28 protein-coding genes and 1 other RNA gene are annotated in these 25,728 nt (G+C 47.4%); 14 read left to right on the forward strand and 15 right to left on the reverse strand.

Going from position 1 to position 25,728, the window contains the following annotated elements; translation table 11 throughout:
* The first annotated feature begins 4 nt into the window (after nucleotides 1-4).
* Nucleotides 5-2,179, forward strand: coding sequence for a heavy metal translocating P-type ATPase (locus E4T80_RS06545; RefSeq protein ID WP_135056346.1), 2,175 nt, complete (start codon nucleotides 5-7; stop codon nucleotides 2,177-2,179).
* 467 nt (nucleotides 2,180-2,646) lie between these two features.
* On the opposite strand, the gene E4T80_RS06550 is transcribed toward E4T80_RS06545, so the two are convergent.
* The 9 genes from E4T80_RS06550 to E4T80_RS06590 form a co-directional block, all read right to left on the reverse strand.
* Nucleotides 2,647-3,216, reverse strand: a complete 570-nt coding sequence (locus tag E4T80_RS06550; protein ID WP_135056348.1) for an acetate uptake transporter — start codon at nucleotides 3,214-3,216, stop codon at nucleotides 2,647-2,649.
* A gap of 9 nt (nucleotides 3,217-3,225) precedes the next feature.
* Nucleotides 3,226-4,245 carry an extracellular solute-binding protein gene (locus E4T80_RS06555; protein ID WP_135056440.1) on the reverse strand — a complete coding sequence of 340 codons (1,020 nt, stop codon included), beginning with the start codon at nucleotides 4,243-4,245 and terminating at the stop codon, nucleotides 3,226-3,228.
* 149 nt (nucleotides 4,246-4,394) lie between these two features.
* The gene (locus tag E4T80_RS06560) at nucleotides 4,395-5,240 is read right to left on the reverse strand and encodes a choline/ethanolamine kinase family protein (RefSeq protein WP_228064817.1); all 846 of its coding nucleotides are present in this window, start codon (nucleotides 5,238-5,240) and stop codon (nucleotides 4,395-4,397) included.
* Complete coding sequence (locus E4T80_RS06565; RefSeq protein ID WP_135056354.1) at nucleotides 5,147-5,509, reverse strand: YcfL family protein; 363 nt, start codon at nucleotides 5,507-5,509, stop codon at nucleotides 5,147-5,149. Before E4T80_RS06565 ends, E4T80_RS06560 begins: the two co-directional genes overlap by 94 nt.
* A gap of 1 nt (nucleotide 5,510) precedes the next feature.
* Nucleotides 5,511-5,870 carry a purine nucleoside phosphoramidase gene (hinT, locus tag E4T80_RS06570; protein ID WP_047975867.1) on the reverse strand — a complete coding sequence of 120 codons (360 nt, stop codon included), beginning with the start codon at nucleotides 5,868-5,870 and terminating at the stop codon, nucleotides 5,511-5,513.
* Between the two features lie 217 nt (nucleotides 5,871-6,087).
* Nucleotides 6,088-6,531: a methyltransferase family protein gene (locus E4T80_RS06575; protein ID WP_135056357.1), complete on the reverse strand. Its 444-nt coding sequence runs from the start codon at nucleotides 6,529-6,531 to the stop codon at nucleotides 6,088-6,090.
* A complete protein-coding gene (locus E4T80_RS06580; protein ID WP_135056360.1) occupies nucleotides 6,531-7,115 on the reverse strand; it encodes a 5-formyltetrahydrofolate cyclo-ligase in 585 nt (194 codons plus the stop codon). Before E4T80_RS06580 ends, E4T80_RS06575 begins: the two co-directional genes overlap by 1 nt.
* 4 nt (nucleotides 7,116-7,119) lie before the next feature.
* Nucleotides 7,120-7,300, reverse strand: a non-coding RNA gene (gene ssrS, locus E4T80_RS06585) — 6S RNA.
* 67 nt (nucleotides 7,301-7,367) lie between these two features.
* The gene (locus E4T80_RS06590) at nucleotides 7,368-7,694 is read right to left on the reverse strand and encodes a cell division protein ZapA (RefSeq protein ID WP_135056363.1); all 327 of its coding nucleotides are present in this window, start codon (nucleotides 7,692-7,694) and stop codon (nucleotides 7,368-7,370) included.
* A gap of 74 nt (nucleotides 7,695-7,768) precedes the next feature.
* Here E4T80_RS06590 and E4T80_RS06595 point away from each other — a divergent pair, with 74 nt between their 5' ends.
* Entirely contained in the window at nucleotides 7,769-8,317 is a 549-nt protein-coding gene (locus E4T80_RS06595; protein ID WP_135056366.1) for a UPF0149 family protein, read from the forward strand.
* A gap of 19 nt (nucleotides 8,318-8,336) precedes the next feature.
* On the opposite strand, the gene E4T80_RS06600 is transcribed toward E4T80_RS06595, so the two are convergent.
* Nucleotides 8,337-9,131, reverse strand: coding sequence for a putative hydro-lyase (locus E4T80_RS06600; RefSeq protein WP_135056369.1), 795 nt, complete (start codon nucleotides 9,129-9,131; stop codon nucleotides 8,337-8,339).
* A gap of 216 nt (nucleotides 9,132-9,347) precedes the next feature.
* Here E4T80_RS06600 and E4T80_RS06605 point away from each other — a divergent pair, with 216 nt between their 5' ends.
* From E4T80_RS06605 to E4T80_RS06645, 9 genes are all read left to right on the forward strand, one after another.
* Nucleotides 9,348-10,169, forward strand: a complete 822-nt coding sequence (locus tag E4T80_RS06605; RefSeq protein ID WP_135056372.1) for a DNA ligase — start codon at nucleotides 9,348-9,350, stop codon at nucleotides 10,167-10,169.
* Between the two features lie 77 nt (nucleotides 10,170-10,246).
* The gene (gene pxpB, locus E4T80_RS06610; RefSeq protein ID WP_135056375.1) at nucleotides 10,247-10,897 is read left to right on the forward strand and encodes a 5-oxoprolinase subunit PxpB; all 651 of its coding nucleotides are present in this window, start codon (nucleotides 10,247-10,249) and stop codon (nucleotides 10,895-10,897) included.
* On the forward strand, nucleotides 10,894-11,826 hold the full coding sequence (locus E4T80_RS06615) for a 5-oxoprolinase subunit C family protein (RefSeq protein ID WP_135056377.1): 933 nt from the start codon (nucleotides 10,894-10,896) through the stop codon (nucleotides 11,824-11,826). Before pxpB ends, E4T80_RS06615 begins: the two co-directional genes overlap by 4 nt.
* Nucleotides 11,813-12,556 (forward strand): 5-oxoprolinase subunit PxpA, encoded by a 744-nt coding sequence (gene pxpA / locus E4T80_RS06620; protein WP_135056380.1) that lies wholly within the window; start codon nucleotides 11,813-11,815, stop codon nucleotides 12,554-12,556. Before E4T80_RS06615 ends, pxpA begins: the two co-directional genes overlap by 14 nt.
* A 231-nt stretch (nucleotides 12,557-12,787) precedes the next feature.
* Complete coding sequence (locus E4T80_RS06625) at nucleotides 12,788-13,972, forward strand: NRAMP family divalent metal transporter (protein ID WP_047977518.1); 1,185 nt, start codon at nucleotides 12,788-12,790, stop codon at nucleotides 13,970-13,972.
* A gap of 141 nt (nucleotides 13,973-14,113) precedes the next feature.
* Nucleotides 14,114-14,374: an oxaloacetate decarboxylase subunit gamma gene (locus E4T80_RS06630; protein ID WP_135056383.1), complete on the forward strand. Its 261-nt coding sequence runs from the start codon at nucleotides 14,114-14,116 to the stop codon at nucleotides 14,372-14,374.
* Nucleotides 14,375-14,386: 12 nt separating this feature from the next.
* Nucleotides 14,387-16,201 (forward strand): sodium-extruding oxaloacetate decarboxylase subunit alpha, encoded by a 1,815-nt coding sequence (gene oadA, locus E4T80_RS06635; RefSeq protein WP_135056386.1) that lies wholly within the window; start codon nucleotides 14,387-14,389, stop codon nucleotides 16,199-16,201.
* Nucleotides 16,202-16,211: 10 nt separating this feature from the next.
* The gene (locus E4T80_RS06640; protein ID WP_135056389.1) at nucleotides 16,212-17,513 is read left to right on the forward strand and encodes a sodium ion-translocating decarboxylase subunit beta; all 1,302 of its coding nucleotides are present in this window, start codon (nucleotides 16,212-16,214) and stop codon (nucleotides 17,511-17,513) included.
* 239 nt (nucleotides 17,514-17,752) lie between these two features.
* Complete coding sequence (locus E4T80_RS06645; RefSeq protein ID WP_135056392.1) at nucleotides 17,753-18,076, forward strand: zinc ribbon domain-containing protein YjdM; 324 nt, start codon at nucleotides 17,753-17,755, stop codon at nucleotides 18,074-18,076.
* Between the two features lie 34 nt (nucleotides 18,077-18,110).
* Here E4T80_RS06645 and E4T80_RS06650 read toward each other — a convergent pair whose 3' ends face one another.
* Complete coding sequence (locus E4T80_RS06650) at nucleotides 18,111-19,385, reverse strand: isochorismate synthase (RefSeq protein WP_135056395.1); 1,275 nt, start codon at nucleotides 19,383-19,385, stop codon at nucleotides 18,111-18,113.
* 132 nt (nucleotides 19,386-19,517) lie between these two features.
* On the opposite strand from E4T80_RS06650, the gene E4T80_RS06655 reads away from it, so the two are divergent.
* From E4T80_RS06655 to rarD (E4T80_RS06665), 3 genes are read left to right on the forward strand one after another with little or no spacing between them, the layout of a single operon-like run.
* Nucleotides 19,518-20,732, forward strand: a complete 1,215-nt coding sequence (locus E4T80_RS06655; protein WP_135056398.1) for a pyridoxal phosphate-dependent aminotransferase — start codon at nucleotides 19,518-19,520, stop codon at nucleotides 20,730-20,732.
* Nucleotides 20,733-20,751: 19 nt separating this feature from the next.
* A complete protein-coding gene (rarD, locus tag E4T80_RS06660; protein ID WP_135056401.1) occupies nucleotides 20,752-21,627 on the forward strand; it encodes an EamA family transporter RarD in 876 nt (291 codons plus the stop codon).
* A gap of 9 nt (nucleotides 21,628-21,636) precedes the next feature.
* Nucleotides 21,637-22,518, forward strand: coding sequence for an EamA family transporter RarD (gene rarD / locus E4T80_RS06665; protein ID WP_135056404.1), 882 nt, complete (start codon nucleotides 21,637-21,639; stop codon nucleotides 22,516-22,518).
* Nucleotides 22,519-22,707: 189 nt separating this feature from the next.
* Here rarD (E4T80_RS06665) and ruvX read toward each other — a convergent pair whose 3' ends face one another.
* From ruvX to E4T80_RS06685, 4 genes are all read right to left on the reverse strand, one after another.
* Nucleotides 22,708-23,124, reverse strand: a complete 417-nt coding sequence (gene ruvX, locus E4T80_RS06670) for a Holliday junction resolvase RuvX (protein ID WP_135056407.1) — start codon at nucleotides 23,122-23,124, stop codon at nucleotides 22,708-22,710.
* Nucleotides 23,125-23,679 carry a YqgE/AlgH family protein gene (locus tag E4T80_RS06675; protein ID WP_135056410.1) on the reverse strand — a complete coding sequence of 185 codons (555 nt, stop codon included), beginning with the start codon at nucleotides 23,677-23,679 and terminating at the stop codon, nucleotides 23,125-23,127.
* Nucleotides 23,680-24,414, reverse strand: coding sequence for a 16S rRNA (uracil(1498)-N(3))-methyltransferase (rsmE, locus tag E4T80_RS06680; protein ID WP_135056443.1), 735 nt, complete (start codon nucleotides 24,412-24,414; stop codon nucleotides 23,680-23,682).
* 328 nt (nucleotides 24,415-24,742) lie between these two features.
* Nucleotides 24,743-25,726 carry a peptide ABC transporter ATP-binding protein gene (locus E4T80_RS06685; protein ID WP_135056413.1) on the reverse strand — a complete coding sequence of 328 codons (984 nt, stop codon included), beginning with the start codon at nucleotides 25,724-25,726 and terminating at the stop codon, nucleotides 24,743-24,745.
* Nucleotides 25,727-25,728: the final 2 nt, after the last annotated feature.

The raw sequence follows: 25,728 nt of genomic DNA on the forward strand, positions 1-25,728 counted from the left end.
AACAATGGAACAGCAATTTTTACTCAACGGCTTACACTGCGCCGCCTGTGTTCGCCGAGTTGAAACCGTGATCGGGCGGCTGCCTAACGTCGAATTGGCATCGGTCAATTTGGCGGATCAAACTGCCTTTGTACAAGGGAATGTCAGTGCCGATGCGGTTATTCAAGCAGTAACGAAAATCGGGTTCGGTGCAGAATTATTGGAAAGCGAGCAAACCCGGCGGGAGAAGCAACAGCAGCAAACCCAAGCAATGCTCACCCATAAAAAGCGCCAATTCAGCCTAGCCCTTGCCGTTGGCTTTGCGCTAATGGGCTACGGGTTAATAGGAGGAATGACGGTCAGTGAGGCAAACCGCCCGATTTGGCTAATGTGGGCGGGCGTTACCGCCTGCACAATGTATGCGAGCGGGCGGCATTTTTTCACGGGCGCGTGGCATAGCCTGAAAAATCGTGCCGCCACGATGGATACACTTATTGCCCTCAGTACCGGTGTAGCTTTCCTCTACTCATTTTATTTAACGCTCAATCCCAGCTCGCAAGCACACCTTTATTATGAAGCCAGCGTGATGATTATCGGCTTTTTAAATCTCGGCAAATTTTTAGAGCTGAAAGCCAAGCAGCGTTCTTCCCTCGCCTTAGAAAAATTGCTCGATCTCGCCCCGCAACAAGCGGTCGTTTTAGACGGAGATCTTGCAAAACCGTTGCCGGTTAAAGCAATCAAGCCGATGATGCGCCTTCAAGCACACACGGGCGATCGGCTGGCGGTGGACGGTATAGTGGAAAGCGGCGCGATTTGGGTGGACGAATCAATGCTGACCGGCGAAGCCTTGCCGATTGAGAAAAAAGCCGGTGCAAAAGTGCGTGCCGGCACACTGGTGCAAGACGGTGCAGGGGTGTACATTGCCGAGCAAGTCGGCACACAAACCGCCCTTGCCCGCATTATTCACGCTGTTCGCCACGCCCAGTCCAGTAAACCACCGCTTGCCCAGTGGGTCGATAAAGTCGCTGCGGTTTTCGTGCCGGTTGTCGTCAGCCTTGCCGTAATCAGTGCGGCTATTTGGCTGCTACTCGGCAAAGAGTTTGATTTTGCCCTGTCTGTTTTCACCACCGTGCTGATTATAGCCTGCCCCTGCGCTTTAGGGCTGGCAATCCCTCTTTCCACCATTGCCGGCGTTGCCCGTGCCGCAGAATTGGGGGTGTTAGTCCGCAATATTGAGGCGTTACAAGCCGGCAGTGAAGTCGATACCCTCGTGTTCGATAAAACAGGGACGCTCACCACCGGTGAAATGCAGGTCAGCCGCTTTGACACCTTTAACAATGCGGATCGAGATGAATTACTCCGCCTTGCCAAAAGCCTTGAGCAGCACGCCTCTCACCCGATAGCCAAAGCCATTGTAACATTTTGCGCACAGCACACCGCTTGCACGCTGGACAATATTCAAATCGTGAAAGGGCAAGGGATTATGGCAGATAGCAGCATTGCCAAGGTTCAAATCGGTAATCGGCATTTTGCCTTATTCCGAGAGACACTCACCGACACCGAGCAGCAGCAACTCATTCACTCACAATCGGTTGGCACGCAAGTGTTTATCGCGGTGGATAACCGCACTCTCGGCGTTTTTTATTTAGCCGATCAGCTCCGCCCCGAAGCCAAGCAAGTGATCGTCCAATTTCACGCCCAAGGCTATCAATGTCTGATGCTCACAGGTGATCGCCAGCAAACCGCCGAATACTACGCTTCGCAACTGGGGATTGAACAGGTGATTGCCGAGGTATTGCCGGAACAAAAAGCGGCACACATTCAAGGTTTACAAGCAGAGGGGAGAAAGGTGGCAATGATCGGTGACGGCATCAACGATAGCCCTGCCCTCGCCCAAGCCAATGTCGGCATTGCGATGTATCACAGCAGTGAAATTGCCGTGGAAACCGCCGATCTATCCCTGATGCAAAGTGGGCTTCAGCCGTTAGCCGCCGTTTTGCCGTTCTCCAAACAGGTGTTAGCCAATATGAAACAAAGTCTGTTTGGTGCATTTATGTACAATGCGATCAGCATTCCGTTAGCCGCCGGCGTGCTTTATCCCGTTACCGGCTGGTTGCTTAATCCGATGATTGCCGCGGCAGCAATGGCGCTCTCTTCGGTTACGGTGGTGCTCAATAGCCAAAGATTATTGAAAAAATAATCGGTATGGTTGAAGGGGGGCTAAGCGTAATCAGGGATAGCCCGCCCCAATCTAAAGTGCAGTATTATGTAGCAAATGCACAAAATAGACATTTTAACAGAATTAGGGACACATTGCGTGTGTCCTTTATAAAAATCCAATTATTTCAATATGTTAAAATCCGGACACACGCAGTGTGTCCCTACGAGCGAATAAAAAACAACTTTGTGCAACTGCTACATAATATTGCTAAAATGCCTCTCAATATATTGCGTTATTTCTTTGCAAACAGCCAAAGAAAAATATAAAACCCATCGTAGAAACGATGGGTTTTCAATATTGAATAGCCGTTGCATAACATTGATGCTTTAACTTTGAGGAACAACCACACAGGCTATTCATTTCAATCTGTTTTCACCAACACCAGCGTGGCGTTCACTAAAGCGTTGCTAAAGTGCAATCTTTTCGGCTAATCCGACCGCTTGCAATTAGGCTTTTGGCGCGCCAATCGGCAATACGGTACGACCGAAACTTTCGTTGATAATTTCCGCTGCCGCTAAATAGAACGCTAATAATGCGGTTAATAAGCCGAAGTTACCGCCAATATGGGTAAGGGTGGCATTATGGGTAAAATCGCCGGCTGCCAACAGGTAGAAAGTGATGGTTAGTGCCAAGAAAATCGCTTGTAACGCACGAGCCTTAGCTAAGGTGCCGATAAACATCATTAGGGTGAACGTCCCCCACGCCACCAAGTACCAGCCGACAAATTCCGCCGATACGCTTGCTGCAAAAAAGACCTTGAATAACGCAAACGACCACCAAAATGCGCCGTAGCTGATAAATGCGGTAAAGCCAAAGCTGTTGCCCTTTGAAAATTCAAACATTCCCGCAATCATCTGTGCCGTACCGCCAAAAGCAAAGCCCATTGCCAGCACCAAGCCGACATTTTCGCCGCCAAATGTGCCGTTATTGATTAAGCTCAGTAACCAAGTCGTCAGTGCGAAACCGCATAAACCAAGTGGACCCGGGTTTGCTGTAGTTGAGTTGTATGTTGACATTTTAGCCTCCTAACGGTTGTTGTTGGTTCTTAGTAAATTCCAATATTTTTCATAAATATCGACAGCCTCGCCGACATCACTTTGCAAAATACCTTTCTCGATCTCATCAAGCGGCGGGAAAATCAAAGGGTCATTCACCATTTCTTCGGAAAGCAGGGCTTTCACATTTTCATTCGGCATTGAAAAACCCATTGTTTCAATCACCTCTTTGGCACTTTCAGGACGCAATAAGAAGTCAATAAATTTATGTGCCGCCGCTTTATTTTTGGCATTTTTAGGAATTGCGTAGTTATCCATCCAAATCACCGCCCCTTCTTTCGGGAAAATAAATTTGAGATCAGGGTTTTCGCTTTTCGCCCGGTGTGCCGAGCCCGTCCACTGCATTCCAACTGCCACTTCCCCTTGCAAATAAGGCATTTCAGGTGAATCGGAATTAAATACCAACACATTCGGCACTAACTGGGTTAAACGTTCGTAAGCCGCTTTGATCTCCGCTTCATCCTCGCTGTTCGGCGACGTGCCGTTTAACAGGTGCGCAATATGGAACACTTCACGGGCATCGTTCATCAGCAAGACTTTGCCTTTAAATTCGGGTTTCCAGAGATCCGCCCAGCTCGTTAGCTGGTTAGGGTCGATCTCCGCACTGTTCACGCCGATGCCGGTCAGCCCGTACACATAAGGGAGCGAAAATTTGTTTTCCGGATCAAACGGCTTGCCCATCAAGGCTTTACTGACATTCTCAAACTGGGTGAGTTGGCTTTTGTCAATTTCCGCCAACATTCCCTCTTTTGCCATTTTGCCGACGTAATAGCTAGAAGGAAACACTAAATCGTAGCCCGCACCGTCGGTTAATTTCAGTTTGGAATACATTTCCTCATTGCTTTCAAAGGTGGAATAAATCACCTCAATGCCGGTTTCCTTGGTAAATTTTTCCAACAGTGAAGACGGCACATACTCCGTCCAGTTATAGACATACAGTTTTTCCGCTGCCTGCACACTCATTGCACTAAATGCAACGGCAAGTGCCATCAATTTCGCAAACAATACACGACCTGATTTGATCAATTCTTTTTACCTCTCATAAGTCTAATTCATTTACATTTTTTAAACAATTTCGTTTAAAAAATCAACATAAATTTTTTAAGTGGGCGAAGTATAGCGATTTTATTCCTGTCTGGCTACAACAAAAACCATAATTGACTTAATTTCGGCACTTCCTGCGCATATTGTGCCATTTTGCGACGGAAAGCGGTCGGTTCAAAGCCGGTTTTTGCAAAATAGTGCCGTAAAAAAATCGCTTGCTGTGTTGCATTGAGCGGGTTAGCGGCAAAAAATAAAGCAATATCCAGTGCCGGATCGGAGAGGGCGGCATATTCCCAATCAATCAGAAAGAGTTCACCGTGGTTAAGTACGATGTTTTGCAAATGCAGATCGTGATGACAAATCGCCCGCTTAAACGGTGAAATGGTCGGGAAAGGTGGTGAAAAAGGGAGCTTCTGCCGCACATCAGGGGCTAACTGTTGCCAAAAAAATTGACAACGTTGGGCAAGATCAAAGGGAATAAGCGCTTCGCTACCCTTTTCCGCCTGCACGTCAAAAGTATACAAGGTTGCCAAACGGTACGCCAACATTTTAAGTAACGTCGGGCTAAATTCGGTTGCCGTTTGCCCCTCAATCCAACTGAGTAGGCTGGCATTCTCCGTATGACAGAGCGGCTTGGGGCTGAAACCGAGCGGGGCAATCTGCGAAAGCAGGTGGGCTTCTTGGCGATAGTCTATCCCACAACGGCTCGCCCGTGCAGTTTGATGACGCAGCACATAACGTTCGCCGTTTGTCAGCTCTACGCATTGACTACAAGCGCTCAATCCCGGCAAATTTTCGACAGAACGTACCGCTTGTCGCCGTGTCTGCGTCAGCCAATCCAACGGCATTAACGCTGCCCACGCAGATAGATGCGGTAATTCACACTTTCCTCGGTAGGTTTTGTCAAGGGCAACGCTGTACTCTGTTGAGGAAGCAACCATAGCGACTGCCACGGCTGATGCTCCGCTGTGGTTTGGGTAACGCCCTGTTTGTCATACCAAAATAATTTGTAGAATACCGCCAAGTCCGCTTGAGTAAGGTTTTTGAGCTGTAACCGCTCGCGGCGGGCATCCACCTCAATCCGCTCGTGAATTTGCGCCTCAATATTGACGATCGGCTGCTTACCGCTCGGCAAATAGCTGACGGGAGAACTGCCGCAAGCGGTTAAAAGCAGTGAGCAAAATGCAATTAGAAAAAAACGGCTTACCATCTTATTTCGCCAACATTTTGCCTAAGGGTTCGCCACCAACCAAGTGCATATGAATATGAAACACTTCCTGACCGCCGTGCTGATTACAGTTCATAATCAAACGGTAGCCGCTTTCATCAATACCCTCTTGTTTGGCGATTTTTGCCGCCACAGTGAATAAACGCCCCAATGCCGGCTCGTCTTCTTCGCTAACGTGATTGACGGTCGGGATAAATTTGTTCGGCACAATCAAAATATGGGTTTTCGCCTGCGGGGCAATATCACGAAAGGCAGTAACCAGATCGTCTTGATAGACAATCGCCGCTGGAATTTCTTTGCGGATAATTTTACTGAAAATCGTCTCTTCGTAGTTGGTAAGCATAATATTTCCTTATTTTAATGAGTAAACGAGTAAAAGGTGGAGATATTTTAGCATTTTTGCCATATTATGTAGCAGTTGCACAAATGTTGTTTTGTATTCGCTTGTAGGGACACACGCAGTGTGTCCCTACATTCTGTTAAAATGTCTATTTTCGTGCATTTGCTACATAATACCGCATTTTTGCAAAAAACGGCGCCAAACTGACCGCTTGTTCATTCTACCACAACCAACGGGGAACCTGTTTTTTATAATCTTGATAGTTGTCGCCGAATATGCGGGCGAGCGATTGTTCTTCCGGCAAAATCTGAAAACGGGTGATAAACCACACAAAGCCCCATACCACCGCAAAACCGAGTAAGCGGTTCAGCCATAAACTTTCCGCCACCAAGAGAGCGGCAAGGGCAAGGTACATTGGGTTACGGCTCATACGGTAAACGCCGGAGGTAACTAAAACGGTGGTGTGAGCAGGCGTGCGAGGGTCAAGGGTAGTTTTGGCTTGATGAAAATGCCAAACGGCAAAGCCGGCAACGATCAAGGCAGATACGCCGATAACACCAGCAATTATTCTTTGGATAAAATGGGGATCTAGCACGCTCGGTAACTCCCAAATGGCTATCGCACAACAAGCAAATACGAGTGGTGGCGGATATTTCGGTCGCATTATTCACACTCTCCGATAATTAAATGTTGCAGGGGCATATCCCAACTTTCCAGCGGTAATTGCTCGACTTGCTGGCAGCGATGTGCCAAGCCGACACTCACCACATCGGGAATTTGTGCCAAAGTGCGATCATAAAAGCCGCCGCCCATTCCTAACCGATTGCCCTGCTTATCGCACGCCACGAGCGGTAAAAACAGTATATCCAGTTGCTCAAGGGGCAGAACCTTGCGTACGTCAAGGCGGGGTTCTAAAATCCCAAAGCGGTTCGGGGATAAATCTTGAGGGGATTGGTAGGCGATAAACAGAAGTTGATGAGTAGAGAAAGGGTGCAGTACCGGCAGATAGATTTTTTTCCCTTGTTTCAGTAGCCGATCAATCGCCGGTTGAGGTGAAATTTCCCCCTGAAACGCTCGATAAAACGCAATATGTTGTGCTTGATACTGTTCAACTAACGTTAAAATGCGAGGCAAAATGGCATTGGCAGCGAATTGTTGCTGTGCATCGCTTAACGCCAAGCGCTTGGCTTTCATTGCTTGACGCAGCAGTCGGCGTTGCTCACTAGAAGATGAAGAGGTATTTAACATAGACAAAAGACCCGAAGTGCCGTTACCTGTTGTGGTCCTTGAACCAAAAGGTTCAAGGGAGTCGAACATATTCATTTTTAGGCTTCTCGCTAGGCGAGCCTGCTCACCAACAAATAGGAGCTCAACTCAAGGAGTTTTAAATATCGGCTCAGGGACGTAACAAGCAACGTACACCTCAGGCGAAAGAAATACTAACGGAATTTAACGTTTTTTCCTAGTGGTCAGATCAATAAAATTGCAGAAATTGGTTCATTAGTTATTTTCTTGACCAATTGACACCGTATCCGCCCCGCTTGATTGCAATTTTGCCAGCGATTGATCGAGATGTTGTAAACAAGCCATCAGCACATTCTTATTTTCTGCATTTTTGCGCTGCTCCAACTCAAGCTCATAATTCAAATTGAGCGACACAATCGACAACACTTTCTCCAACTGAATAATGCCCGATTGCTCTTTTAACAGGCTGACCCGTTCCTCTAAACGTTGTGCCGATTCTCGCAGCGCCTCTTGCTGCTCCGGCGGGCAGTATAAACGTAGCACCTGACCAAAAAGCGATAATTCAATATTATTTTTCGACATTGTCGGGAAATCCTCACGAACTCAAAATTTTTTGCTATTATGCCACCCTTTGACTAAATCACAAATAACAGACTATGGCTATTTCTCACCGTAACGACTTCAAACAACTGATTAGCGAACTGCAAATCGACTATACTCCCGCCGAATTTCACGGTTTTTTAAGCGGTTTATTAGCGGGCGGTATCCAAGATAACTCTTGGCAAACGCTCACCTATCAATTTACCCATAACGGACACGCTTTTTCACAAGCGCCATTAGCGAAATTAACCGATTTTTATCAACAGCTTAGTCAAAGTTTTGATGAAGCCGATACGCTATTTTCCCTGTGGCAGCCCGCAGATGAAAACGGCTTTACACTTGCCGATTCAATCGCAGAATGGACGGAACATTTTCTGCTTGGATTAGGCTTAGCCCAACCAAAACTGCAACAAGAAACCGATGAGGTCGGCGAAGCGATTGATGATCTCGCTGAAATCGCCAAATTGGGCTATGACGAACAAGATAACAATGACGATTTGCTCGCTGCCGGTGAAGAAATTATTGAATACCTGCGGGTAGTCAGCCTGTTTTTACACAGCCATTTTTCGCCTTCTTGCAAAAGCGAAAACCCTCAACTTCACTAATTATACCTTTACAAACCGTTCATTTAGCAGTCTGTTTCAAAGCGGCATTCTGAATATCGGTAATAAACATACAGCCCGGTGAATGGGTAATCACGAGCGGCAATTTCGCCTCTAAAATCACATTTTGAGGCGTTACGCCGCACGCCCAGAAAACAGGGATCTCCTGCACTTTGATCTCAACAGCGTCCCCAAAATCCGGTTGAGAGAGATCCGCAATCCCGATCGCTTCGGGATCGCCCAAATGAATAGGCGCACCGTGTACGGAAGGAAATTGAGCGGTAATCGCTTCGGCACGCAATGCCTGTTCTCTCGTATAAGGGCGCATAGAGACCACCATATTTCCTTTAAATGCTCCAACGGCTTGGCAAGCGATATTTGTTCGATACATCGGCACATTACATTGTTGCTCAATATGGCGTACACCTAAACCCGCACTTAATAAACTCTCCTCAAAAGAAAAACTACACCCGATTAAAAATCCCACCATATTTTCATTGAAATAGCTTTCGACATCATAAAGCTGTTGGGTTCTCATACCGTTTTCATATACATAATACTCGGGAATATCCGTATAAATATTCCCGTTTTTTGCCACTGCCTGCGTAAATTTCGTCCCCCTGACAATCTCTAATATCGGGCAAGGTTTAGGATTTTTGGCACAAAATACCTCAAAATCATCGGCATATTCTTTCGGCAAAATGACTAAATTCGCTTGAGCGTATCCCAATGCCATTCCTGATGTTTGTCCGGTAATGTGTTGTTTTGCAATCAATTCTCTTAACATTGCCGGTGAATAATGTGCATATTGATTCATCTTTGTCTCCTTTTTAGGTATGAACTAAAAATGTTCTAATGTTACAACTGTGCTTTACACTAATCAACCGCTGATCCGTTTTGCAAAATATTCACTCAATCTTACCGCTTACCCATTTATTTTGTGATCGTGATCGTAAAATCGATCTCTATTTCTGCTTTTTTTCACAAAAACGCTATATTTTCACCTTAATATTCTGATGAGAAGGAAAGGAAAATGTGGCGCTCGATCTTCTTTTTACTATGCACTTCGTTGGTAGCACAACCCTTGGATCTAATGCTATTGGAGCAATACCGAGATCAAGATATTCGAGGTTGGGTAATGAGCGAAAAGCTAGACGGCGTAAGGGGTTATTGGAATGGCAAACAGTTACTCAGTCGCCAAGGCTACCCGCTTTCAGCACCAGATTATTTTACTCAATCTTTTCCGCCCTTTGCAATTGACGGAGAACTGTTTAGCGAGCGGGGAAAATTTGAAGAGATCGCCGCTACCGTACGCTCTGCCAGCCCTAAGGGGTGGTACAAGCTCAAACTCTATGTTTTCGATGTGCCGCAAGCACAAGGCGATCTGTTTGCACGCTTGAAAACCTTGGCGGACTATCTCGCCCAGAACCCAACACCCTATATTCACATTATCCCGCAAATCCCCGTTAAAGATGACGCTCATCTCAAGCAATTTTTCGAGCAAATTCAAGCGGCTGGCGGCGAGGGTGTTGTGGTGAGAAATCCTCACTCCCCCTATATTCACGGGCGTTCCGCCCAAATTCTTAAATTGAAAGCAGTCGCCGATGCGGAATGTGAAGTCGTAGCTCACCATCAAGGCAAAGGAAAATATCAGGGCAAACTCGGCGCAATTAGCTGCCGCAATGAACAAGGTATATTCCGGATCGGTTCGGGCTTTAAGGATAAAGATCGGGAAAACCCGCCGCCAATCGGGGCAATTATCACCTACAAATATCGAGGGCTAACCGCCTCCGGCAAACCCCGCTTTGCCACCTACTGGCGTATCAGATCCGATTATAACTTAGAGTTAAAATGACAAACTAAATAGTATTTGACAAATCACCCCATATAACGTAAAACACATTTACATTATTTTAACAATATGGAGACGCTATGTTATCCATTAGCTATACTAGCGAACACTCTTTGTTATGTACCTTGCCCCCACCGGCAACATTGAACAACCAACAATGCCTTTGGCGAATGGCAGACGAGGCAAACACATTGCCGAATGTGCTGGAAGTGGTCGTTGGAATGAATAATTTAACCGTCTTTCACGATCTCAATGCCGATACGGGCGTTTTAATGGAAATCCTACAACAACGCTGGCAAACTCTCCAACATCAAAGTAGCACACATCAAGGGCGTTTAGTGGAAATCCCCGTCCATTACGGCGGTGAATTTGGCGAAGATCTGCAAGATGTCGCCCGCTTTCACCAGACCACCCCCGAAGACATTATCCGCCGCCATACCGAACCTACCTATACGGTTTTTATGATGGGCTTTCAACCCGGTTTCCCCTATTTAGGCGGTTTGCCCGACAATCTCCACACGCCACGCCGTGATGTACCACGCACCAAAGTGCCGGCAGGTTCGGTCGGCATCGGCGGCAGCCAAACGGGTATTTACCCCTTTAGTTCGCCGGGCGGGTGGCAGTTACTCGGTAAAACCGAGATAGCCCTTTTCGATTTAACCCTTAGCCCGCCGGTTCTACTCAAAGCAGGCGATCAGGTGCGATTTGTGGCGGAGAGTATCAGACTATGATTTATATTGAACAAATGCAGGGCTTTGCCCATATCCAAGATTTAGGGCGCTTTGGGCTACGCCGTTTCGGTATCGGACACGCCGGAGCAATGGATTCATTGGCACTTCAAGCGGGCAACTTGTTACTTGACAACCCTGACAATGCGCCGGCAATCGAGCTGACACTTGCCGGAATGACGCTCACCTTCGATTGCTCCACGCCATTTTGTATCACGGGGGCGATAATTGAAGCGGAATTAGACGGTATGCCCGTCCTGCCCTACTGGCGTTATACTGCCAAAGCCCGTCAGCGTTTAACCCTAAAACGTTTTATCTCCGGCAACTATGCCTATCTGTGCGTAGCAGGCGGCTTTAATGTGCCACTGGTGCTGGGTTCTGCCAGTACCGATCTGAAAGCCGAATTTGGCGGCTATCACGGGCGTTTGCTCAAAAGCGGCGATCACTTGGCAACGGGGCGGCGGGATACGACATTATCCCAACTAGGGGTTGAACCGATTGCCTTTACCAATAAGATTTACGCCACCCAATCCTCAGAATTTGATGCGTTCAACCCGCAGAGCCAACAGGCTTTTTTCTCACAAGGTTGGCAATTACAGGCGAACAGTAACCGAATGGGCTACCGTTTCAGCGGTTTGCAACCTTTAGCCCTCAACGCACCGCTTGAAATGCTCTCTTACGCCGCCCCAGCCGGCACGGTGCAAGTCCCGCCGGACGGGCAACCGATCATTTTAATGGCAGATGCGCAAACCACCGGTGGTTATCCCAAAATCGCCTGCGTCATTCAAGCGGATCTAGGTCGCTTAGCCCAAAATCCGTTCGGCAGTAATGTCTATTTTGAATGTGTATCGCGAGAGCAAGCCCTTAGCCTTTATCAAGCCAATCAAGATTATTTAAACCGAATACGGAGATGCGTCTATGAAGCACGTTGATTTAAACGTTGATCTCGCCGAAGGCTGTGGCAACGATCAAACTCTTTTGCAATTAGTTACCTCTGCCAATGTCGCCTGCGGCTTACACGCAGGCGATTACCAAAAAATGCGCCAAGCAATCCTTTGGGCAAAGCAACACAAAGTACGGGTTGGCGCACACCCAAGTTTTCCCGATCGCAAAAATTTCGGGCGGACACCAATGACTCTGCCCGACGAAGAGTTGCAAGCCTGCCTACTCTACCAACTTGGCGCAATAAAAGCACTCTGTGAAGCCTATGACGTACCGCTCGCCTATGTAAAGCCGCACGGGGCGTTGTACAACCAAGCCGCACAAGATGAACATTTGGCAGCCTTGATCGCCTCCACCCTCAAGATTTTTGATCCAAACCTTAAATTGATGGGGCTTGCCGGCAGCCTGATGCTTGATGCCGCTCAAAAACAAGGATTAGGCGTGATTTCCGAAGTCTTTGCCGATCGCCATTATCTCTCGGACGGTTCACTCGTCCCGCGTAGCCGAGCCGATGCACTGATTGAGAGCGATGAAGAAGCGATCCGCCAAGTGCTACAAATGGTATTAGACGGTACAGTAACCGCCGTAGACGGTCAAACGGTGGCGATCCAAGCCGACAGCATTTGCCTGCACGGTGATGGCGCACACGCCATTGAATTTGCTGAAAAAATTCGGCTGGCACTGACCCAGCAAGGCATTGCACTCTCTGCCAACGGCTAAATTCACGCGGTGAGTTCGTGGCAAAAATCTGCAAAAGGTCTTATGCCGTGGCTGGAGAAAACACTATCCGCATCGTGCGTAGGCGTTTGAGCGGTACTCGCTCACCTAAAACGATTGGCGTTGAACAATGCCGTGAAACCGTTCGGTGTGTGCATTTTTGCAAATATTGCTGCGCAACCGACCGCTTACTTACATTACATAACAACAAACCACTTTATTTAGGGGAACACAATGTCAAACAACCGTAATGCCCTGTTAGGCGCCGCTTTTTTAATGGCAACCTCTGCAATCGGCCCGGGCTTTTTAACCCAAACCGCAACCTTTACCCAAACCTTGCTTGCCAGTTTTGGTTTTGTGATTTTACTCTCCATTTTGCTGGATATCGGCGCACAGCTCAACATTTGGCGGATTGTGGCAGTTTCCGAGAAAAAAGCCCAAGATATTGCCAACGCCATTGTACCGGGCGCAGGCTATTTTTTAGCGATCTTAATCGTAATGGGCGGCTTGGCGTTTAACATCGGTAACGTTGGCGGTGCCGGGCTGGGCTTAAATATTCTCACCGGTTTATCGCCTGAAACCGGTGCCATCATCAGCGGCGCATTGGCAATCGGAATCTTTTTATTCAAGGAAGCCGGCAAAGCAATGGATCGCTTTGCGCAAGTAATGGGCTTTGTGATGATCGCTTTAACGATTTATGTCGCCGTCAAAGCAAACCCGCCGTTAGCTGATGCCGCAGTACACACCTTTTTGCCGGAAAAATTGGACGTCATCGCCATAGTAACCCTCGTGGGCGGCACGGTCGGCGGCTATATCACCTTTGCCGGCGCTCACCGTTTACTGGATGCGGGTATTACCGGCAAATCTGCACTAAAACAGGTCAGCAAAAGCTCGATCTCCGCCATTCTTATTGCCTCTATTATGCGTATCGTGCTGTTTTTAGCAGTCTTAGGTGTGGTTTCCCAAGGCGTTACCCTTGATCCGAAAAACCCTGCCGCCACGCCCTTTTCTTATGCTGCCGGCAACCTCGGCTTGATGATTTTCGGCATTGTCATTTGGGCAGCCTCCATTACCTCCGTCATCGGCGCTGCCTACACCTCCGTATCATTTATCACCAGTTTCTCACCGAGCATTGAAAAGCACAAAAATTACTGGATTATCGCTTTTATCGTGATTTCTACCGCCGTGCTAGCAACTATCGGTCGCCCTGCGCAAGTGTTGGTCTTTGTCGGTACACTTAACGGCTTGATCTTACCGATCTCCCTCGGCTTGATCCTGCTCGCCGCACACAAAAGCCGCATTGTCGGCGACTACAAACACCCTGTTTGGATGACCGTTTGCGGCGCGATCGTGGTTGTACTAATGGCGGTGCTTAGTGCGATGACGCTCTCTAAATATATCGGCAATTTAATCGGCTAAACAAGCGGTCGGATTATCGCCAAATTCAACAAAATTCCAACGTTTTAGGGATTGAAATTAGCCAAAAACTCATTTACATTGGCAGAGCACTGCTGACGAAATCAGCAGTGGTTTCTGCATTTTAGTTTGGAGAAATTGTTTATGACAGAAAGTCAGCTCATCGTTGAGGGCGTGAATTTGATGTTTGTGGGAATGGGCTTTGTAATACTGTTTTTATTGCTGCTCATTGGTGCGATTACCCTGATGTCTCGGCTCATCAACCGCTTTTTCAGCGATGCCGTCAGCCCACAAAATCCCCCAGTGGTTCAACCACAGGCAGTATCTGACGATGCGGCGCATTTACGCCCTGTTATTATCGCTGCGATCAACCATCACCGCCGCCAGCAAGGCATTCACGAATAAAAAGGAAAAATTATGACAACACAACTCAAAAAAATTGCGGTAACCGATGTGGTTTTGCGTGATGCGCATCAATCTCTGTTTGCCACTCGTTTACGTTTGGAGGATATGCTACCGATCGCCGAAGCATTGGACGATATCGGTTATTGGTCTTTAGAAGCCTGGGGCGGTGCAACTTTTGATGCCTGCATTCGTTTTTTAGGTGAAGATCCGTGGCTACGCCTGCGTGAACTTAAAAAAGTAATGCCGAAAACCCCGCTACAAATGTTGCTACGCGGGCAAAACTTGTTGGGCTACCGCCACTACGCCGATGATGTGGTCGATCGCTTTGTCGAACGGGCAGTGGCAAACGGAATGAGCGTTTTCCGTGTCTTTGATGCGATGAACGACCCACGCAATATGAAACAAGCATTACAAGCGGTGCGTAAACAAGGCGGGCACGCCCAAGGCACGCTAAGCTACACCACCAGCCCTGTCCATACTCTCCAAACTTGGTTGGATCTGAGCGAACAATTACTCGAAATCGGTATTGATTCCCTCGTAATCAAAGATATGTCGGGTATTTTAACCCCAACGGCTGCGTACGAATTAGTGAGCGAAATTAAAAAACGCTATGACGTTCGCCTACACCTACACTGCCACGCCACCACCGGTATGGCGGAAATGGCATTGCTCAAAGCCGTTGAAGCCGGCGTGGACGGCATTGATACCGCCATTTCATCAATGAGCGGCACTTACGGTCATCCTGCGACAGAGGCTTTAGTGGCAACCTTACAAGGCACAGGCTACGACACAGGGTTGGATATTACCAAACTGGAACGCATTGCCGCCTATTTCCGTGATGTCCGCAAAAAATATGCCCAATTTGAAGGGCAGTTAAAAGGCGTGGACAGTCGCATTTTAGTCGCACAAGTGCCGGGCGGTATGCTGACCAATCTTGAAAATCAGCTTAAACAGCAAAACGCCGCCGATCGTCTTGATGAAGTGTTAAACGAAATCCCCGCCGTTCGCCAAGATCTCGGCTATATTCCGCTCGTTACACCGACCTCACAAATTGTGGGTACGCAGGCGGTGATGAACGTGTTAATGGGCGAACGCTACAAAACTATTGCCAAAGAGACCGCCGGTATTTTGAAAGGGGAATACGGTCGCACGCCCGCACCGGTCAATGCCGATTTACAAGCCCGTGTATTAGAGGGGGCAGAACCGATTAGCGATCGCCCGGCAGATCATCTTGCACCGGAAATGGAGACATTATTGGCACAAGTCAAACAGCAAGCGGTCGAAAAAGGGGTGAAACTTGCAAAAGAAGCGATTGACGATGCGTTGATCGTGGCGTTATTCCCTCAAATTGCGTGGAAATTCCTCGAAAATCGGGATAATCCGGCAGCCTTTGAGCCTGCACCAACGGCAATAACTGAAGCCGCTCAACCAGCGAAACAAGCTGCCCAAACCAATGGTTCTGCCGTTTATACCGTTGAGCTGGAAGGCAAAGCCTTTGTGGTAAGAGTCAGCGAAGGCGGCGATATTAGCGACATTGCCCAAGTGTCCGCACCTGTGGCGACGCCAGCCCCTCAAACACAGCAGCCCGCTCCGCAACCTGCCGCTGCAACGAGCGGTGAACCGGTCGCAGCGCCAATGGCGGGCAATATTTTGAAAGTCTTAGTCTCCGAAGGGCAGGCTGTGAATGAAGGAGATGTGCTACTCACCCTTGAAGCAATGAAAATGGAAACGCAAATTTGTGCCGCCAAAACGGGCAAAGTACAGGGGGTTGCCGTTAAAGCCGGTGATGTGGTTGCAGTGGGCGATACATTGATGACGTTGGTATAGAGGAGCAATAATGGAAAGTATTTCAGCCTTAGTACAAGGAATGGGCTTGATGCACCTTGAAATCGGTCAGGCGATTATGATCGCTATCAGCCTATTATTGCTCTGGCTGGCGGTCGCCCGTCAGTTTGAGCCGTTGCTCTTACTGCCGATTGGCTTTGGCGGGTTACTCTCAAATATTCCCGAAGCCGGATTGGCAATGACCGCATTGGATAATATGCTCCATCAAGGCACGCCGGAACAACTTAGCATTATTGCCGCAAAATTAGGCAGTGCTGCCGACCCAAGTGCGATCAAAGCCGCCCTTGCGACTGCACTGCCTTCGGTAAAACAACAAATGGAAGTGCTCGCGGGCGATATGGGCTATACCGCCGGCGTACTTGCCCTGTTTTATAATGTGGCGATTGGGTCGGGAGCAGCCCCGCTCATCATCTTTATGGGCGTGGGAGCAATGACCGATTTCGGCCCGTTACTCGCTAACCCGAGAACCTTGTTACTCGGGGCGGCGGCCCAATTCGGCATATTTGCAACGGTGTTGGGGGCAGTCGGGCTAAACTGGTTGGGCGTGATTGAATTTACCCTCCCGCAAGCTGCGGCTATCGGCATTATCGGCGGGGCGGACGGCCCAACGGCGATTTATCTCGCCAGTAAACTTGCGCCGGAATTATTGGGTGCAATCGCCGTTGCCGCCTATTCTTATATGGCTCTCGTTCCCCTTATTCAGCCGCCGATTATGCGAGCCTTAATCAGCGAGCAAGAACGTAAAATCAAAATGGTGCAAATGCGTACCGTCAGTACCAAAGAGAAAGTGCTGTTCCCGATCATTCTGCTACTCTTGGTCGCCCTGCTACTACCTGATGCCGCCCCGTTATTGGGAATGTTCTGCTTCGGCAATCTAATGCGGGTAAGCGGCGTGGTTGAGCGTTTAAACGAAGTGTCGCAAAATGCACTGATCAACATCGTTACTATCTTCTTAGGGCTTTCGGTCGGTTCAAAATTGGTGGCGGACAAATTTTTACAACCGCAAACCTTAGGCATTTTGGCACTGGGTATCATTGCTTTTGGTATCGGCACGGCAAGCGGTGTGATTATGGCGAAACTAATGAACAAATTCAGTAAGCACAAAATCAACCCGCTTATCGGCTCGGCGGGCGTTTCCGCCGTCCCAATGGCAGCACGGGTATCCAACAAACTGGGACTGGAAGCCGACAAACAAAACTTCCTGCTAATGCACGCAATGGGGCCGAATGTCGCCGGTGTAATCGGTTCAGCCATTGCCGCCGGTGTGATGTTGAAATACATCGCCGGAATGTAGCAAGCGGTTGAATTTAAAACATTTTATGCAAAGGATACGCACGCCGTATCCTTTTTCTGAGAGAATATAATGCATATTAGACCACTCCTCCATAGTGATTATGAGCAATGGAAAACCTTGTGGGAAGACTATCTTTAGAAAATCAACAAAATGCGTGAGTTTGTAGCGACTGTTGTAAAAAACTGTCGAAATCTGACCGCTTGCGTTATAATTGGCGTTTTTAAACGAAGGATATAACAATGGATTTTCCAATTTGCCCGTCTTGTAAAGGCGAAAATACTTACCACGACTCCGTTCAGTTTGTCTGCCCTGATTGCAGTTATGAATGGACAGGCAATGAAGTTGAGGAAGCGGACGAAGATCAACTGATCGTCAAAGATAGTAACGGCAATTTACTGGCAGACGGCGATGATGTGATCTTAATTAAGGATCTGAAATTAAAAGGTTCGTCAGAAGTATTGAAAAAGGGTTCTAAATTCAAAGGGATTCGCCTTGCCCACGGCGATCACAATGTCGATTGCGGCAAGATTATGCTGAAATCGGAATTTTTGAAAAAGGCATAAATCAAACGAAACGGACGCTCAAGCGTCCGTTTGTTTAACGTTCTACCGTCAATAAATTTGCGATTGCCAGCGATTTTCGCTCAATCTCCTGCCATTCGTCATCGGGCTTTGACCCTTCGACAATCCCCGCCCCTGCATAGAGGGTAATGTGATTTTTTTCGATCAACGCTGAACGTAATGCCACGCAAAACTCGGCATTTTCCGGCGTGAAATAGCCAAGCGTGCCGGCATACCAACCTCGCTGAAACTGTTCATGTCGGCGGATAAACTCCGTGGCAAGCGGGCGAGGCAAGCCGGCAACGGCGGCGGTCGGGTGAATACGGGCGAGGCAGTCGCCGTCTTTCACCTTGTCGGCAAGTTGAGTTTGGATAAAACGGAGTAGATGCTGTACATTTTTAAGCCGTTTAATTTCTGCTTCTCCGACTTGAATATCGGCGGAACAATCGGTTAAATGGCTGCAAATATCGTCCACTACCAACCAGTTTTCATAACGGTTTTTCGGATCATTGAGCAGCCATAAGGCGTTGCATTCCGTCTGTTCGGCATCTGCCGTTACCGCCGCTGTACCGGCGAGTGCCTCCGTATAAAAATAACGCCCTTGCCGCCGATACAGTCGCTCTGGGCTTGAGCCGATAAACGTTTGCTCGCCGTTTTCCGACCATAAAAAATGGTAGCAGCCGAGGTTTTTTTGTTGGCTGGCAAAGAGCAGATCATAAGGGCAAACCGGCTTAGTGAAGGTCAGCGTAGTCGCATTTGCCAGCACAACTTTGTTTAATTCACTGGTTTGAATGGTGTGGATCGCCCGTTCAATATTCGCCGCCCAATCCGAAAACGTAGCAGCTTGCTGACGTGCAAGCGGTTCGCACCCCGCCGTTTTTGTCAAGGTTGTCATAGGTGCGATTTGGTGGAGAAATTGGCTAACCTGCTGCCGCTCTTGCCCGTTTAAATAGCAGTAAGCGGTCAGTTTCCGCACGTTTTTGACAAACAATAGGCGGGGCAAAATAAAACGGCACGCTTTCTCAAAGGTCAGCCCGCCGACCAACCGGTAGCCATAGCGTTCGCTAAAGGCTTGGGAATCATCAAGGCACTCAAAACGGCGGGCAGCTCCCAGTGCAACCAATGTGTTATCTTCATCACGGCTTTGCCAAAAATATTGGGGAAAATGCGTTTGTCCTTTTAACCAAGCCAATACATTCGGCGTTTCATCGGGTAATGCAATCTCCGCTGTCAGCTCAATCCATTCCGCCGTGTCGGCAAGATGTTGAATCTTTTGGCTAAGTTGTTGTTTTAATTGATGAAAAATAGACATTTGTAAAATATTGAGGCAATCTAACCGCTTGCAGCAAAAAAGAGCGTCATTTTAACGTATTTTCTCTTTTTTTTCCCAACAAATCGGAGTAGAGTGAAGCATTTTTTACGATGAAAATCCGAGGAAGAGAAAATGGAACGATTTGCAAAGACAGATAAACTGACCCACGTTCGCTACGATATTCGTGGCCCGGTACATAAAGAGGCAATCCGCCTTGAAGAAGAAGGGCATAAAATTCTCAAGCTGAATATCGGCAACCCCGCCCCTTTCGGTTTTGACGCACCGGCGGAAATTTTGGTGGATGTTATCCGCAATTTGCCGACCGCACAGGGTTATTGCGATTCAAAAGGGTTATATTCCGCCCGTAAAGCGATTGTGCAATATTACCAACTTAAAGGGCTACGGGATATTGATGTGGGCGATGTCTATATCGGCAATGGGGTATCGGAGCTGATTACGATGTCTATGCAGGCGCTGTTAAATGACGGCGATGAAATTCTGATCCCGATGCCGGATTATCCGCTTTGGACAGCGGCTGCGACCTTAGCCGGAGGGAAAGCGGTGCATTATTTGTGCGATGAAGAAAATGAATGGTTTCCGGATATTGAGGATATTAAAGCGAAAATTACCCCGAATACCAAAGCCATTTTGGTGATTAACCCAAATAACCCGACCGGTGCGGTCTATAGCCGCCAACTGTTGTTAGAGATTGCGGAAGTCGCACGCCAACACAATCTGATGATTTTTTCAGACGAGATCTACGAGAAAATTGTCTATGACGGTGCAGTGCATCACCACATTGCCGCCCTTGCGCCTGATCTGTTAACCGTTACTTATAACGGCTTATCCAAAGCCTATCGGGTGGCAGGCTTCCGTCAGGGGTGGATGGTGCTAAACGGTCCGAAACAGCAGGCAAAAGGCTTTATTGAAGGTTTGGATACGCTGGCATCAATGCGGTTATGTGCCAATACGCCGATGCAACACGCAATTCAAACGGCATTGGGCGGCTATCAAAGCATCAATGAATTTATTCTGCCCGGCGGGCGTTTGTTGGAACAACGCAACAAAGCGCACGAGCTGCTCACCCAAATTCCTGGGATAAGCTGCGTTAAACCGAAAGGGGCAATGTACCTATTCCCGAAAATCGACACGGAAATGTACGGTATTCAGAACGATCAGCAATTCGTGTTAGATCTATTACGCCAAGAAAAAGTGTTGCTCGTGCAAGGTTCGGGCTTTAACTGGCATAAACCGGATCACTTCCGTGTCGTCAGCTTGGCACACGTGCATCAATTAGAAACCGCCATCGGTCGGTTAGCGAAATTTTTGCAGAATTATCGTCAATAATGAATCAGGACAAATAGCAATGCTTAAAGGTACATTGTTTTCGCTTTCCGCTTCGTTTTTATTTGGCGGGCTTTACTATTTGTCCACTGCCCTTAGCCCCCTCTCCGGCGAGAGTATCTATGGCTTTCGGATTTGGGTTACGTTGCCTTTTTTGTTTATTGCCCTTGTGATTTTCAAACAAGCGGGTGAATTTCGCCGTTTTTTGCAAAAATTGCGTCAATCTCCCCGCTTGATCTTGGTGCTGTGTATCACCTCCGCGATTACGGCATCGCAAATGTGGCTGTTCCTTTGGGCACCGAATAATAATGCGGCGATCGATGTTTCAATCGGTTATCTGTTGATGCCGATCGCAATGGTTGCCGTTGGGCGCTTTATCTTTCAAGAACGCCTTTCGCCCCTGAAAATTGCCGCCATTCTGTTTGCCATTATCGGCGTATTGCTGACGTTAATCACCGCAGGCACGCTCTCTTGGGCAACCCTGATGGTACTGCTCGGCTACCCGCTCTACTTCAGCCTGCGCAAATATTTTGCGATTTCACACCTCTCCAGTTTTATCTGTGAAATAGTGTTGATGCTGCCCGCCGCCAGTTATTTTGTGTGGCAGACAGATATGGACGCTGTACTGGCGAAAAATCCGCTCATTTACGAATGGCTAATGTTACTGGGGCTGGTTAGCGGCTCGGCGTTAATCGCCTATGTGATTGCCAGTAGCCTTTTGCCGATTAACGTATTGGGGCTGTTAAGTTACGTTGAGCCAGCCTCAATGTTGGTTGTGTCGTTTTTAATCGGTGAAGCGTTGGATCAAAATGCCTATGTGCTGATGCTCTGTTTGAGTATTGCGATTGCCTTGTTGGTTTTTGAAGGGATTTTTCATCATCGAAAAGGACAAAAATAAGGGGGAACAGTGGCAAAAGGCATATTTCTAGCGCTCATCAGCAATATTTTATTTGGTACGGGCTACTATTTTGCGTTGCTCTTACAGCCTTTAACCGATACCGAAATGCTCGGTTTACGCATTATCATTTTATTGCCGATTATTTTATTTGCGATATTCCTCTTTCAACAACAAAATAATTTTAACAAGCTGTTTGCCAATATTCGCCGACAACCCCATTTAATCGGCGTGATTTTATTATTAACCCTCAATACCGGCGTTCAATTATGGTTATTTCTCTGGGCACCCAATAATCACCAAGCCATTCAAGTCTCTATCGGTTATTTATTATTGCCGTTAGTTGCCGTAGCATTAGGTAAATTGATCTTCAAAGAGCATTTTTCCCGTTTAAAATGGTGGGCGTTGGCGTTCGCCTGCTTAGGCGTAGGCACGAACATTATCTTAGCCGATGAAATCTCTTGGGCAACTTTTGTCGCAGGCTTCGGCTACCCGATTTATATTGCATTACGCCGCTATTTTAATATCAATACACTCGCCACATTTTGTGTGGAGTTATTACTCTTATTGCCATTAGCCGTTTATTTTATTTGGCAAATAGACAGCGAAATCATTTTACTGAAAAATCACTATTTTTACGGCTATTTAATTTTATTTGGGCTGGTTAATGGTATGGCATTTATTTTATATATTTATTCCAGTAATTTATTACCGATTAACGTATTAGGTCTATTAGGCTATGCCGAACCGTTGGTGATGCTGATGATCTCGTTTGCGATCGGCGAAGTGTTAGAGACAAAATCCTATCTTTTATTGGCTTGCCTTATCGTTGCAATTATTTTATTAACAATTGACAATTTCCGTGCCAAGCTGCCAACCCATAGGCAAAACTAAAAAAACATTATTCAGAATTATGCCTAGCTTTGCACGCTAAACATAAAAACAACAGATATAATAATGATTTCCGCATATAACGAACATCACTATTTGTCTTTAGATTGTCATTGAAAGCGCTTTTTATCATTTACTAGACAATAACGCCATCGTGCATATTTTGAGACAAAACCGACCGCTTGTTATCCGCTAACCTTGGCTATCAAACCAACTTTCTAAAATCAAACAGGCTGAAATTCCATCAACTTTGCCTTTTTTTAATGCCCGATAGCCGCCACGGGCAAAAATTTCTGCTTTCGCTTCAACCGTTGTCAGTCGCTCATCTTGTAATACAACCAGCAAATTAAAACGCCCGTGCAGACGGTTGGCAAACTTTTTCGCCCGTTGTGTCAATGTCTGCTCCGTACCATCCATATTAAGCGGCAAACCGACGACCAGCAGATCCGGCTGCCATTGTGCCAGCAGCTTGCCGATTTCCTGCCAATTAGGTACCCCGTCTTGTGCTTTGAACGCCGGCAAACTCTGAGCCGTACCGGTAATACTCTGACCAACAGCACAACCGATACTGTTTGTGCCGAAATCAAAGGCAATCACGGTCTTCCCCATTTAAGCTCTCCCTGCAGCAGTGGGAATGTTATCCCCTAATAAGCCATTGGCTTCCACCCAACGATCCAAATAGCCCGTTTGAAATAAAATGGTTTTATCAAACGGTGCAACCGCCCAGCTATTTTGAGCAATTTCCTGCTCTAATTGATCCGGTTTCCACGTACAGCACCCCAAACAGACAATAAAATTTTCCGGCGCAACCGCCTGCCCGAACGTTTCCAAAATATCGCCGGAAGTTGTCATTATCAAGTCATTGCCCGCCGGATAGCTATGTAGAAATGATTGCGGTGTCGGAGTGTGTAAAATAAAGCCTCGCTCTTGGCTGACCGGCCCACCGCTCAAGACCAACTGATCTTGGCTGTAATTCCGGCTGTTTGCCATTAAAAAGTCCATTTTTGCTAACAATTCCATTACCGAGAGATCAGTCGGCGAGTTAATCATTACCCCCCAAGCACCCTGTTCATTATGCTCGCAGAGATAAATCACAGTGCGCTCAAAATAATCGTCCAGCATATCAAGGGTAGCAATTAAAAATTTGCCTTGTAAATTCATCATTTAGCTCATATCCCCATATAAAATCTGCAATGCGGTAATGGTGGCTAATGCCGCCGTTTCAGTGCGAAGCACCCTTTTCCCAAGTAGCACTTCTGTGAAACCTTGCGTTTCCGTCATTGCAATTTCTTCCACCGACAACCCGCCTTCCGAGCCAATTAGCAAGCGAACGCCCGCTTTCGGAATTGACGGCAAGGATTTTAAACTGTACTCGGCACGAGGGTGGAGGTTCAGTTTTAACATCTCGTCCTGCTCTTTACACCAATCCGCCAACGGCATTATCGGACGGATTTCCGGTACAACATTACGCCCACACTGCTCACAAGCGGCTATTGCAATTTTTTGCCACTGTTGAATTTTTTTATCCTGCCGTTCGGCATCTAATTTCACACCACAACGGCTCGACCAAAGCGGCGTAATCGTTTTCACCCCTAATTCTACCGATTTTTGAATGGTAAATTCCATTCGCTCCCCCCGTGAAATGACTTGCCCTAAATGAATAGCAAGGGGAGATTCCCGATCGTCAAATTCGCTGTGATGAATCCGTACCTCAATTTGCTTTTTATGCACTTGTGCAATGGTCGCGTGAAAAATCCGGTTTGTGCCGTCAAACAGAATAATATCTTCTCCCTCTCCCATTCGCAGTACCCGACCAATATGGTTGGCAGCATCTTCGCTTAACTGGCAATGGGTTTTGCCGGACAATAATTCGGGGTGGTAAACTCTGGGTATTCTCATAATCAGCCGATAGTAGTCAAAGAGAGGAAGTGTAATCAACCGCTTCCGTTCCTGCAAGTACAAGCGGTCGGTTAGGGCAGAAAATTTGCAATATTCTTGTAGAAACGCCACGCTAGCCTCTTTCATATAACCACACAATCTAGATATGATTAAACGGACAGCGGCTCATTTAACGTTGTGCAACTGTAATATAACACTGCAAGTGCGTAAAAGATAAGGAATATTCGGCGTTTAAATAATCCCTACCTTTCTTGAAGCGCATTTAACCGACGGCATAAGAGAAAATCGGCAACGTGAGAAGAATTGCAATGAGGTTCACATCAAAAAATCACTCATCAGCCCAAAAACAAGCAATTTTTGTGCCGTCCGCCCGACTTTCTAACACCGGACGCTCTTGCTTGCAACGCTCTGTCGCTTTCCAACAACGTGCGTGGAAGGCACAACCTTTCGGCGGGTTAAGGGGGCTTGGCAGCTCGCCGGTCAGTTTAATCCGTTCCCGCCGTTGGTTTGGGTTTAATCTCGGTGTTGCCGAGAGTAAGGCTTGCGTATAAGGGTGGCGTGGGTTGCTAAAAAGGGTTTTGGTTTCACCCTGTTCAACACAACGCCCTAAATACATTACCATTACTTCGTCCGCAATGTGTTCCACCACCGATAAATCGTGGGAAATAAACACGTAGGACAGCCCCATTTCCACCTGCAAATCCATCATTAAATTCAGTACCTGCGCCCGTACCGAAACGTCCAATGCCGAAACCGGTTCGTCTGCCACCACAATATCGGGGTGCAGCATTAATCCACGGGCAATCGCAATACGTTGGCGTTGCCCGCCAGAAAACATATGCGGATAGCGGTCGTAAAACTCAGGTTTTAAGCCGACTTTTGCCATCATTTCAAGCACTTGGGCTTTTCGCTCTTTGGCGGATAACGCCGTGTTAATTTTCAGCGGTTCTTCTAAAATTGTGCCGACTTTTTTGCGAGGGTTAAGGGACGCATAAGGATTTTGAAACACAATTTGAATTTTTCGGCGGCGAAGCTGGTTGGTGGCTTGATCGCTGCCTAAAAAATTCTGTCCGTTATAGAATAATTGCCCTTCGGTCGGACATTCAATCATTGTGAGCATACGCCCAAGGGTCGATTTGCCGCAGCCTGATTCGCCTACAACGGCAAGGGTTTTGCCTCGTTCGAGACTGAAAGAAACGCCGTCCACCGCTTTCACCAACTTAGGCTGGCGGAACATTCCCTGTTTAACGGGATAATATTTTTTCAATTCCACCGCTTCAAGAAGCGGTGAGTTGTGATCGTTTTTTTGCATTT

It is taken from the genome of Muribacter muris (genome assembly GCF_004569585.1).
Lineage (GTDB): Bacteria > Pseudomonadota > Gammaproteobacteria > Enterobacterales > Pasteurellaceae > Muribacter > Muribacter muris.